Source organism: Ensifer sp., assembly GCF_035999135.1.
In the GTDB taxonomy this organism is placed as follows: domain Bacteria; phylum Pseudomonadota; class Alphaproteobacteria; order Rhizobiales; family Rhizobiaceae; genus Ensifer.
Map to the genome: position 1 here is coordinate 1 of NZ_DASYGZ010000207.1, position 12,094 is coordinate 12,094.

The 12,094-nt window shown below is 63.4% G+C and carries 10 protein-coding genes; all 10 read left to right on the plus strand.

Going from position 1 to position 12,094, the window contains the following annotated elements; genetic code table 11:
- The first annotated feature begins 113 nt into the window (after positions 1 to 113).
- The 10 genes from VGO12_RS27680 to VGO12_RS27725 all read left to right on the plus strand — a co-directional run bounded on the left by VGO12_RS27680 (position 114) and on the right by VGO12_RS27725 (position 11,985).
- Entirely contained in the window at positions 114 to 698 is a 585-nt protein-coding gene (locus VGO12_RS27680; protein WP_327515932.1) for a winged helix DNA-binding protein, read from the plus strand.
- 14 nt (positions 699 to 712) lie between these two features.
- The gene (locus VGO12_RS27685) at positions 713 to 2,545 is read left to right on the plus strand and encodes an ABC transporter ATP-binding protein (RefSeq protein WP_327515933.1); all 1,833 of its coding nucleotides are present in this window, start codon (positions 713 to 715) and stop codon (positions 2,543 to 2,545) included.
- 90 nt (positions 2,546 to 2,635) lie between these two features.
- The gene (locus tag VGO12_RS27690) at positions 2,636 to 4,123 is read left to right on the plus strand and encodes an ABC transporter substrate-binding protein (protein ID WP_414650792.1); all 1,488 of its coding nucleotides are present in this window, start codon (positions 2,636 to 2,638) and stop codon (positions 4,121 to 4,123) included.
- Positions 4,124 to 4,184: 61 nt separating this feature from the next.
- A complete protein-coding gene (locus tag VGO12_RS27695; protein WP_327515935.1) occupies positions 4,185 to 5,108 on the plus strand; it encodes an ABC transporter permease in 924 nt (307 codons plus the stop codon).
- A 4-nt stretch (positions 5,109 to 5,112) separates the two neighbouring features.
- Complete coding sequence (locus VGO12_RS27700; protein WP_327515936.1) at positions 5,113 to 5,967, plus strand: ABC transporter permease; 855 nt, start codon at positions 5,113 to 5,115, stop codon at positions 5,965 to 5,967.
- Positions 5,964 to 7,703 (plus strand): M14 family metallopeptidase, encoded by a 1,740-nt coding sequence (locus tag VGO12_RS27705; protein WP_327515937.1) that lies wholly within the window; start codon positions 5,964 to 5,966, stop codon positions 7,701 to 7,703. Before VGO12_RS27700 ends, VGO12_RS27705 begins: the two co-directional genes overlap by 4 nt.
- Positions 7,704 to 7,956: 253 nt before the next feature.
- Positions 7,957 to 8,763 carry an FkbM family methyltransferase gene (locus VGO12_RS27710; RefSeq protein WP_327515938.1) on the plus strand — a complete coding sequence of 269 codons (807 nt, stop codon included), beginning with the start codon at positions 7,957 to 7,959 and terminating at the stop codon, positions 8,761 to 8,763.
- A gap of 388 nt (positions 8,764 to 9,151) precedes the next feature.
- Positions 9,152 to 9,826: a response regulator transcription factor gene (locus tag VGO12_RS27715; protein WP_327515939.1), complete on the plus strand. Its 675-nt coding sequence runs from the start codon at positions 9,152 to 9,154 to the stop codon at positions 9,824 to 9,826.
- Positions 9,823 to 11,160, plus strand: a complete 1,338-nt coding sequence (locus VGO12_RS27720; protein WP_327515941.1) for a HAMP domain-containing sensor histidine kinase — start codon at positions 9,823 to 9,825, stop codon at positions 11,158 to 11,160. Before VGO12_RS27715 ends, VGO12_RS27720 begins: the two co-directional genes overlap by 4 nt.
- 198 nt (positions 11,161 to 11,358) lie before the next feature.
- Entirely contained in the window at positions 11,359 to 11,985 is a 627-nt protein-coding gene (locus VGO12_RS27725) for an outer membrane protein (RefSeq protein ID WP_327515942.1), read from the plus strand.
- The last annotated feature ends 109 nt before the right edge of the window (positions 11,986 to 12,094 follow it).

A 12,094-nucleotide genomic window follows, 5' to 3' on the forward strand; every position in this document is an offset into this window, starting at 1 on the left:
CCTCTCATTCGCGAGCCGCTTCATTGTGCAAGCCCGGAAATTCATCAAAGCAGTTCGTTGACAAAATGTCGATAAAATGATGACATAAAATCGTCAAGATGAGGAAGAGCTGAATGACGAAGAAGTCGGAGGATAGCTTTGGAGGACGGGAATGGGCAGAAGACGCCCTGCCCGAACACCTGAAGCCCGTCGCGGCCATCGGCCCGATCGTTTCCTCCGCGCACTTGGCGGAAGGCGGCTCTCCCGGCCTTTCGGAGGTCGAATACGGGCTGATCCTCGCATCGCACGCCTTTCATCGCTGGATGATGCGCTGCATGGCGGCCGCCGGCGTCCCCGGACTTTCCCCGATCGAAATCCTGATCCTGCACACGATCCGCCATCGCGATCGCGGCAAGAAGCTTGCCGACATCTGCCTGGTGCTCGACATCGAAGACACCCATGTCGCGACCTACGCCATCCGCAAGCTCGAGGCCGCGGGCCTGGTGACGACGGGCAAGGAAGGCAAGGAAAAGACCATCCTCATCACCGACAAGGGATCGGACGCCTGTACGCGCTACGCCCAGATCCGCGAACGCCTGCTGGTCTCGTCGACCGCGAAGGCCCGTCCCTCCGAAGAAACACTTTCTGAAATCGCCGCCGTCCTGCGTTTCATGTCGGGCGCCTATGAACAGTCCGCGCGCGCCGCGACCACACTTTGAACGAGGATGACCGCGTGACTGCCGAATTGCCTGCGCCCCTGCTCGCCGTCGAGAAGCTTTCCGTTGCCTTCAACGGCAACCCTGTCGTCGAAGACCTGAGCTTCACCGTCACGCCCGGCCGCACGCTCGCGATCGTCGGCGAATCCGGTTCCGGCAAGTCGGTGACCTCGCTGTCGATCATGCGGCTCTCCGACATGATGGGCGGCCAGTTTCCGTCAGGCCGCATCCTGTTTCGCGGCAAGGACGGCGAGATCGACCTGACGCGCGCACCGCAGAAAACCATGCGCGCCATTCGCGGCAAGGAGATCGCCATGATCTTCCAGGAGCCGATGACCTCGCTGAACCCGGTCTTCACCATCGGCGATCAAGTCGCCGAAGTGCTGATGCTGCACGAGAAGATGACCAAGGCCGAAGCGCTCGTCGAGACGCGCCGGCTGCTCGACATGGTCCGCCTTCCAGACAGCGCCGAACTGATCGGCCGCTATCCGCACCAGCTTTCCGGCGGCATGCGCCAGCGCGTCATGATCGCCATGGCGCTTGCCTGCCGGCCGAAGCTTCTGATCGCCGACGAGCCGACGACAGCGCTCGACGTCACCATCCAGGCGCAGATCCTGACGATCATCCGCGACCTGCAGCAGGAACTCGGCATGGCGGTGATCTTCATCACCCATGATATGGGCGTCGTCGCCGAAATGGCCGACGACGTCGTCGTCATGTGGAAGGGCCGCAAGGTCGAGGAAGGCCCGGTCAACGAAATCTTTTCCGCTCCCAAGCACCCCTATACCCAGACATTGCTGTCCGCCGTGCCGAAACTCGGCAGCATGACCGGCGAGGAGTTTCCGAAGCGCCTGCCGCTGACCATGATGGTGGACGGCGAGCCGAAGCTGGTCGGCGACGTTCACCTGCAGCGCACCGCCCGCTACGACGCGGCACCGATCCTGTCGGTGCGCGATCTCGTCACCCGTTTCGACGTGCGCAAGAACCTCTTCGGCAAGGCGACGCACCGCGTGCACGCCATCGAGAACGTCAGCTTCGACATCTTCCCGGGCGAAACCCTGGCGCTCGTCGGCGAATCGGGCTCCGGCAAGTCGACGATCGGCCGAACGATCCAGCAGCTGCAGAGCGCCACGTCAGGCGATGTCCTCTTCGGTGGCCGCCCGGTCTCGGCCATGAGCTATGCCGAGCGCCAGCGGCTGAAGCAGGAAATCCAGTACATCTTCCAGGACCCCTTCGCCTCGCTCGATCCGCGCAAGACCGTGGGATTCTCGATCGCCGAGCCGATCCGCACCCACGGCCTGATCCTCGGCGAACGAGAAATCGAAAAGCGCGTGCATGAACTGCTCGAGCGTGTCGGGCTGACGGCGGCGCACGCCAGGCGCTATCCGCACGAATTCTCCGGCGGCCAGCGCCAGCGCGTCTGCATCGCCCGCGCGCTTGCTTCCCGTCCCAAGCTGATCATCGCCGACGAGGCGCTGTCGGCGCTCGACGTCTCGATCCAGGCGCAGATCATCAACCTGTTCATGGAGCTGCAGGAGCAGGAGGGTCTCGCCTATCTGTTCATCAGCCATGACATGGCGGTGGTCGAGCGGATGAGCCACCGGGTCGCCGTGCTCTATCTCGGCCAGATCATGGAATTCGGCAGCCGCCAGCAGGTGTTCGAGACGCCAGCCCATCCCTATACCCGCCGACTGCTGTCCGCCGTCCCGGTCGCCGAGCCCGGCAAGGGCCGCGAGCGCGCCATGCTCGAAGGCGAAATCCCGAGCCCGATCCGGCGCGTCGGCAATGAACCCGCGGTTCTGCCGCGCAAGGAGATCGCCCCTGGCCATTACGTGGCCAAGGGTGCGTGAGCCGCTTTCTCTTCTCAAGAAGGCTGTCGAAACAGGAGTGAGTAAATGATCAACAAAAAGGGGATCCACGCCGCTTTCATCGCCCTTGCGATGGCCGGCAGTTTCATGACCGCAGCCCCGGCTTTTGCCGCCGGCACGCTGACCGTGTCGTCGCCGCAGGATCCGGGCAGCTGGGACCCGGTCGACACCTTCCTCGTCAACTGGGCGTCTGTCGCCACCAACGTCTATGACGGCCTGACCTATCGCGGCCCGGACCTCAAGCTCGTGCCCGGCCTTGCCACCGCGTGGGAAGAGCTCGACGGCGGCAAGCGCCTGCGCTTCACGCTGCGCGAAGGCGTCAAGTTCCACAATGGCGAGCCCTTCAATGCCGAAGCGGTGAAGTTCACCTTCGACCGCCTGCTTGGCGACGAGGGCTCCAAGGGCCCGCAGAAGTCCAACTATGCCGTGATCGAGAAGGTCGAGATCGTCGACGAGAAGACCGTCGATCTGGTTCTCAAGACCCCGGACCCGGTGCTGCTCACCAAGCTTGCCGGCTATGGCGCGATGATCGTGCCGCCGAAGTACATAAAGGAAAAGGGCGAGGACTATTTCAACGCGCATCCGGTCGGCACCGGCCCGTTCAAGGTCGTCTCCTACGAGCCGAAGGTCGGCATCAAGCTCGAAGCCTTCGCTGACCATTGGGGCGGCGCGCCGAAGCTTTCCAACCTCAACTACCGCTTCATCTCGGAACCGGCGACCGCCGTTGCCGAGCTGCAGGCCGGCCGCGTCGATCTTGTCATCCCGCCGACCATTCCGATCGGCATGATCCCGACGATCCAGGACGACAGCAACCTTGAGATCGCCTCCAGCGCTGGCCCGACCGTTTACGCGCTGCGCTTCAACACCCGTGACGGCATCACCAAGGATCCGAAGGTCCGCAAGGCGCTGATCCTCGGCGTCGACCGCGACACCATCATCCAGTCGATCCTCGGCGGCCAGGCGGATCCGATCGCCAGCTTCCAGGGCAAGCTCTCCTTCGGCTTCGACCCGACGATGAAGCCGCTGCCTTACGATCCGGAACAGGCCAAGGCGCTGTTGAAGGAAGCCGGTGTTGCGCCGGGCGCCACCGTCCAGATCGACGTTCGCGGCAACGATGCGACCTTCAACGAGGTTGTGCAGGCGGTCGCAAGCTACCTGCAGCTGATCGGCATCAACGCCACGATCAAGCCCTACGAGACCAACGTCCTGCTCAACGATATCATCCCGGCCGGCAAGACCGGTGCGATGTTCCAGCAGGCCTGGGGCGGCTGGACGCTCGACTACGACAACACCGCCTACTCGATGTACCACTCGGGCGAAAAGTGGAACCCCTACGACAGCGATCCGGAACTCGACAAGCTGCTCGAATCCCAGCGTTCGATCACCGACCGGGCCAAGCGCGAGGAAATCCTCAAGCAGATCGCCAACTACGCCGCCGACCGTTCGCTCGAGATGCCGCTCTACAACCTCAACGCCATCTTCGGCGTGAGCAAGCGCGTCAAGAACTTCACGCCGGTCCCGGACAGCCGCCTGCGGCTGACGGACGTGACGGTCGAGTAAAACTATCCGGTCCGCCGCCGCTTCAGGGCGGCGGACCTTTTATCCTTAAAGGGCGGGTCACTTGGCCGGATTTCTGATCAAACGTTTTCTGCAGGCGGTGTTCGTCGTGTTCGTCGTGACGCTGACCGTCTCCTATGCCATTCGCTTCACCGGCGACCCGGCCCTGATGCTGGCGCAGGGCGCCGGCAGTGTCACCGAGGAAGACCTCGTGCGCATTCGCGAAGGGCTCGGCCTCAACCAGCCGTTCCTGTCGCAGTATTACGACTTCATCACCGGCATGTTCAGGCTCGACTTCGGCCGCTCCTTCATGGGCGGCACCCCGGTCTCGCAGTTGATCGCCTCGGCGTTGCCGGCGACCATGCTGCTCGCCTTTGCCTCGCTGATCGTCTCGATCGCCATTTCCATCCCGCTCGGCATTCGCGCCGCCGTCGCCCGCGGCAAGTGGGCCGACCAGACGATCCGCATCCTGTCGCTGATCGGGCTTTCCTTCCCGAACTTCTGGCTGGCGATCATGCTGGTGCTGCTGTTCTCGATCGTCTTGAAATGGCTTCCACCGAGCGGCATGGACGGCTTTGCAAGCTTCATCATGCCCGCCTTGACCATGGGCATCATCCTGACGGCGACCAATGTGCGGCTGGTGCGCACCGCGATGCTGGAAACCTTGCAGTCGCAGTACATCATGGTCGCCCGCGCCAAGGGCCTCAGCGAAAGCAAGGTGCTCTACAAGCATGCATTGCGTAACTGCGCGATCCCGCTGATCACCTATTTCGGCCTGCAGTTCGGCGGCCTGCTCGGCGGCATCGTTGTCGTCGAACTCGTCTTCAACTGGCCGGGCATGGGCACGCTCGCCTTCGACGCGGTCGCCTCGCGCGACTATCCCGTTCTTCAAGCCGTGATCACCGTGCTTTCGCTGATGATCGTTGGCGTCAACCTCCTGGTCGACATCGCCTATGGCCTCGTCGATCCACGCATCCGGACGGAGTGAGCCGATGACCACCAAGGCTACAAGCACCCGCTTCGCCCGTTTCCGCAATCTCGAATTCATCCTCGGCGCGCTGCTCACCGGCGGCATCTGCCTCGCCGTTCTCTTCTCCGGCGTGCTCTTTCCGGGCGGCGTCGACAAGATCGACCTGATGGCGCGGCTGACGCCGCCCTTCGTCAACTGGGCGCATCCGCTCGGCACCGATCCGCTCGGCCGTGACGTGCTTGCCCGCGTGGTTGCCGGCGGCAAGATCTCGCTGCTCGTCGGCCTGACCTCCGTTGCGGGCGCCGTCGTTCTCGGCGTGGTCATGGGGCTGGTCTCGGGCTACTATCGCGGCTTCTGGGACATGCTCGTCATGCGCTTTGCCGATGTCCAGCTGGCGCTGCCCTTTATCCTGCTCGCGATCACCTTCATCGCCATCGTCGGCGGCGGGCTCGGCAACACCATCATCCTGCTGATCGTGTCGCAATGGGTGCAATATGCCCGCCTCGTGCGCGGCTCGGTGCTGTCGCTACGCGAACGCGAGTTCATCCAGTCGGCCCGCGCCATCGGCGTGCGCGACTACAAGATCCTGTTCCAGCACCTGCTGCCGAACCTGATCGGGCCGGTCATCGTGTTGATGACGCTCAACGTTGCCAACAACATCCTGCTCGAAAGCAGCCTCACCTTCCTCGGCCTCGGCGTCGATCCGCTGATCCCGAGCTGGGGCGGCATGTTGGCCGACGGTCGCACCTACCTGCAGAACGCCTGGTGGGTCAGCGTCTTCCCGGGCCTTGCGATCCTCTTGACCGTTCTCGGCCTCAATCTTCTCGGCGACTGGCTGCGCGACAGCCTCGACCCAACCGGCAGAACCTCGCGATGACCATGATTTTCGAAGGCGCCTTCGAGCGCACGCTCGACACGCTCCTGACCACCTATGGCAAGGAAACCGCCCGCGGCACCAAGCTCGAAGCCTGGCTGTTCGACGATGCGGCCAGCCGCAAGGCGGCCGAGCAGAAGCTCGCAAGCTTCGGTGTCAAGGCAATGCTCAGGAGCGCCTACAAGCCACTGCTGCACTTCTTCCTCGAGGAGGTCGATCGCGCGGCACTCACGAGCGTCGTCATAGGCTATCCCCAGCATGAGGGCGCACCACAGAACCGCTTCCTGCTTGAGGCATATCCGCTGGCAGCGCTTGTCGGCGACGCGGAGATCCGCTTCGACGCAGGAAGCACCAAAGCCTTCACCTACGAAGTCGTGCTGACCTTCCGCGACGGACGCCGGGAAAGCCACGCCGTCTTTGCACCCAACCGCATCCACACCGATTTCATCGGCGAGACGCTTCTGTCGCCGACCGGCTGGATCCGGCTCGACGAGGGTTGCGACAAGCATCGCGAATGCCATCTGGAGACCGACTACGAGCGGCTCTTTGCCGGCACCATGCGGGCGATCGCCGACCACGCCTGGGGCGACAGTGAACCCTATTTCGAAGAACTCAGCATCCGCGCCACCCTGCCGATCACCGATTTTCGCCTGCCGGTCGGTGAAGAAGTCGTCAGCCTGCGCGAGGCATTGCACGAGGATTTCTATTTCTCGCTGCTCGAAGTCTTCCAGAAGAAGTCCGGCCGACCGCTCGGCGATCGCGGCCTGAAGCCCGGTCAGATCGTTCCGGAGATCGTCTTCGGCGTTGGAAAACCCTCCGTCGTCGTCGAAGCCCGTCCCTTGCAAGTGACGGATGCACAAGGCGACACCCAGGCGATCGACACCGCGCAGGCGCCGTTGTCGGTCGCGCAGATCCACGCCGAACTCGGCGACATCGAGGGCCAGGCCTTCGAGGCACAATCGCGTGCAGGCCGCCCGGTCAAGGCCCGCTACCGCAGCGGGACCGATGCGGCCGTGATGATCAGCGGCGGCCAGCATCCGAACGAGACGACCGGCATCGTCGGTGCGCTGCGCGCCGCAAAGGTGCTCGCCGCCCGTCCGGGCGCGCATTTCACCATCTCGCCGCTCGAAAACCCCGACGGTTATGCCGTGCACCAGCGGCTGCGAGTGGACAACCCGCTGCACATGCATCACGCCGCGCGCTACACCGCACTTGGCGACGACCTCGAATACCGCACGGGTCCAGCGCTCAACGAGCGCGAGATCCGCAAGGAAGCGGAACGGCTGACCGGAGCCCAACTGCACGTCAACCTGCATGGCTATCCCTCGCACGAGTGGACCCGGCCGCTGTCAGGCTACGTGCCGCGCGGTTTTGCCATGTGGACGCTGCCCAAGGGCTTCTTCCTGATCATGCGCCATCATGCCGAATGGGAAGCCCGCGCCGAGCAGCTGATCGAAGCGGTCACGTCAAGGCTCGCCGCCGTGCCGGGTCTGCTTGCCTACAACGACGCCCAGATCGCACTCTATGAGACCCATGCCGGCGAAACCGGATTCCGCATCATCAACGGCTTTCCCTGCATGATCTCCGTCGACGACCGCCATACGGCGCCGTTGACGCTGATCACCGAATATCCCGATGAGACGATCTATGGCGACGCGTTCATCGCCGGCCATGACGCCCAGAAGGAAACGGTACTTGCAGCCTACGACGCCTTCCAGGTGATTGCAGCCGTCGCCTGAAGCCTGCCCCACAGGCCCGAGCAGAAGACCGGGACGGCGGATCACCGGCCGCCCCGCTGTCGCCCGTCGCTTCCGTGACGAACAGCGCGCAACAAGTTGGGAATAAGCGCAACCTTTTGTGGTGTCACCGCCGCCCCTGCCATTGACGACGCCCTGAATCGCGATATGAGGCAATTGCCTGAGATTATTAGGTTATTTTCCTAATTTCTTATATGGCATATGGGGCAAGCATATCGCGGGGGCGAGAACTTAGATGAAGCTGCTGAAGGGCGCTCAACAATCATTGATTGAAGGCATTTCCAACCGCCAGTTCGTTCGACTGGCAAACAGCACCAGCTCGCTGAAGGGTCACAGACATCGCATCGCGATGAACGACAACGACAGCATGATCACGCTGTCGGATGGAAAGAACGAGCTCAACATCTGCCGCCGGGACCGGCTATGGCTCTACAAGCGCGGCATCGACGCGCGGCTGAAGCAGTTGAACGAGTCCTACCTCTTGCATCGCATCACCGGACCGCTCGACGGGGCCTTCATCGATTGCGGCGCGAATGTCGGTGAGCTTGGCGCCTATAGCCGCAGCAGGGGGCTGGAATACCACGCCTTCGAACCGGAGCCTCTGGAGGCGGACTGCTGCGATCTCAACAATTTCGGCGGCCGGCGCGAAACCAACCGCTTCGGGCTCTGGTCGAGCGATGGCGAACTCACCTTCTATTCGAAGCCGAATACGGCTGACGGATCGCTGTTTGAGACCGACGAATACGTCGACCAGTTCAAGATCAAGGTGCGCAGCCTCGACAGTTTCGCCGCCGAAGCTGGCATCCGCAAGGTCGCGGTTCTGAAGATCGAGGCTGAGGGCGCCGAGCCGGAGATCCTCGCAGGAGCCTACGAGACCTTGAAGTCGACCGCCTATGTCACGGTCGATTGCGGTTTTGAGAAGGGCGTGAACAAGGAAAGCACGCTGGTGCCGGTGTTCAACATTCTGCTCGATTCCGGCTTCGAAGCAATCGAGTGGAACCCCCAGCGGGTCACGGCGCTGTTTAAAGCCAAGGCGCGCTGAGCCATCCTTCGGCCGCGCCGCGTGGCGACGTTCCGCCTGGTCGGCGACAACAGGCCTGTCGGACCGACCGTGCGACCTGAATACGCGCAACGGTCGTTGCCGTCCCTTGAATTGCCGCGTGTCTGTCCTTTCGCCACTTGCGATCGGGCAAACATGCAGCAGGCCTGCGATGCTGCGCGTCAGTCACCGGAGCGCGCGGCATCGCTTGCCATACCAGACGCAGTTCAACCATAACGCCCGGTCCGATACCGTAAGGTGCAGCCGCGCACTGTTGCGGGATGTCGACCTCTGTCGCTACAACCGATAAAGCCCGGCAACAGCGCAACGTTGCTGCAACCCTCATCCAGCAGACGTGGCACGTGAAGACCATCTGTACCGGAGACTTTCAATGCGTCTGCTTCTTGTCGAGGACGAGCTGGAAATGGCATCGGCGCTGAGCGCAGCACTCAGTCGCTACGACATGATCCTCGACCACGCGCCGTCGCTCGACCATGCGCTTGCAGCACTCGCCAACCACGTGCACGACGGCATCATCCTCGACAGGCAATTGCCGGACGGTGACGGCCTGTCGCTGATCCCGCGCGTCAGGGCCCTGAAATCGGGCATCCCCGTGATCGTGCTTACAGCACGGGGCAATGTCGACGAGCGGGTGAAGGGCCTGGACATGGGGGCCGACGACTATCTCGCCAAGCCTTTCGCGGTGGAGGAACTGCTGGCGCGGCTTCGTGCGCTGATGCGGCGTTCACCCGATATCGCCCCGATGACCGCACGCATCGGCAATCTGGAGTTCGATTTCGACAGCCGGCAGGCACGCGTCGGCGACCGGGCTCTCGAGCTTCCGCGACGCGAGCTCCTGGTATTGGAGACATTGGCGCGGCGGCAGGGCCGCACGGTGCAGCGCTCGACGCTCGAAGAATCCGTCTACGGCTACGACGACGAAATCCAGTCCAACTCGCTCGACGCCCATGTGTCGCGCCTGCGCCGAAAACTGCTGGACATCGGCGCGAACGTCGAGATCCACAGCATTCGCGGCGTCGGCTACCTGCTGAGGCTGGCGCTATGAGCTCCAATCCGACAAACTCGCTGAAAAAGCGCCTGATCTGGCAGATCCTCACCTTCCAGGTGCTGCTGCTGATGGCTGTCATAGCCGGCTTCATGGCCTTGCTCACCCGCGCCGATCTTGGCGGAAAGTTCATGGACGCCGACGCGGCCTCGGTTGCAGTCGGAGCCATCAAACCGGTAGCGGGTCGTGGGCTGACGCTCGTGGACACGCCACAGCTGCGCGCGATGCGGACCGATTCGCCGGATTTCTGGTTCCTGGCGCGAAACGAGCATGGCGACATGATCGCCAGCGGCCCCGTGCCGGACGCCTACCGCAGCATCGGCGACCATCTGGACCGGATCGCCTTTGCGGACATCCGCGACAGCGTCGAGCCTTACACGCTTTCCTCGATCGTGCGTTCGATTGCCACCGAAAACGGCACCTACACAGTGCTCACCGGTGGCGGCCGGTTGTGGAGCGCATCTTTCGCGGTGTTCCTCCTGGCCAACCTGCTGCTAATTCCGATCCTACTGATCGTCGTTCTGATCCCGGCCTTCGCGATCCCGATCATCGTCAGGCGCGCCTTCGCAAGCCTCGCCGACGTGGTCGACCAGGCCAAGAAGATCGATGTCGAGCGCCGGGGCGCCCGTTTGACGGATCACCGTGTTCCCGGCGAAGTGCGCCCTCTTGTCGAGGCGTTCAACGGCGCGTTGCAGCGCCTCGACGACGGCTATGAGCGCCGGCAGCGCTTCATTCTCGATGCCGCGCACGAGCTGAGGACGCCGGTCGCAATCCTGCAGACGCGCCTCGAAGGTCTCGATGCGGGCCCGCTCAGGAGCCGCCTGCTGATCGATTCCAACCGCATTGCAGGCCTTGCGGAACAATTGCTCGATCTCGAACGCATCGATCGCGACGGCACCGATTTCGCCCGGCTCGACCTGGTTTCGCTCTGCCGCGACGTGGTCGCCGACCTGGCACCGCTCGCGCTCGCGGCGGGCTGCGACCTCTCCTTCTCATCCACGGCGGAACGCGTCGCGGCGCGAGGCGACAGTGGTGCGATCGAGCGCGCCGTCACCAATCTGGTCCGCAACGCCATCGAACATGCCGGCGGGCAGATTACCATTTCCGTCGAGCGCGGCGGCGTCATCGAAGTCACGGACGAAGGGCCGGGCGTGCCGGAGCGCGAGCGCGAGCGGATCTTCGAGCCGTTCCACCGCTTGCAGCCGCGCGACCACGGCGCCGGCCTCGGCCTGCATCTGGTGAGCGAGATCATCGGCCGGCACAAGGGGCACATCTCCGTTATCGACGGCCCCTCCGGTGGCGCATGTTTCCGCATCAGCCTGCCGGTGGCCTGATCCCGACGGCCCGATGATTAACAAACAATTAATATAAAAATCAGTGCCTTAGCGATTTCGTGCAATGTTGGCGCAACCCGTGAGATCGAAAAGGGAAACCTATCTTCCGACGTCCGCGGCGGCACGCCCCCACCCTGAGCGCGGACACCGGAGGAAGGCGCCCCGAAAGGGCGCATGTCTCACTTACGGAGCACTGTCATGCGGCAAATCAGCAAGCATCCCCTCTGGCTCGGCCTTGCCTTCCTCTCCTTCGCCACCGCGCATTCCGCACAGGCCGCGGATCTCTCGGACTCCGGCTATCAGGACCCGCCAGCCTTCAGCTGGAGCGGCGCCTATGTCGGTGCCCATGGCGGCATCGGCTTCACCGGAACGCCCAATCCCTTCGCCGACCGCAACGGCGTCGCCCTCGGCGTCCAGGCCGGCTACAACATGCAGGCGGGACCGGGCATCGTCGGTGCCGAAATCGAGGGATCCTACCTCGGCGACACCGAACACAAGGTCAACGGCGGCAAGCTCAAGGAAAAATGGCGTGGTGCGATCAAGGCGAAGGCAGGCCTCACCTTCGACCAGACGCTCGTCTACGGCACCGCCGGCTATGCCATGACCAGCTACAAGAAGGGCGGCGATGTCCGGAACGACGTCGGCTTCAAGGGCGGCTATCTCGTCGGCGCCGGCGTCGAGCAGGCCTTTGCCGGCGGCCTTTCGGCCAAGCTCGAATACAACTACATCATGACCCCGGATGTCCGCACCAACACCAGCACCGGTTCGAGCGAGAAAGACATCAACAGCCACGTCATCAAGGCCGGCATCAACATGCGCTTCTAAGCCTGGCCGTCGGTTTGCCGCAGCGGTTGCCTGAGCCCCCGGGCAAAGCTGCGATCGACCGATGTTCCGGCCGTTGCCGCCGCTGGCCGGGTCCGGCATGCTGAGGCCC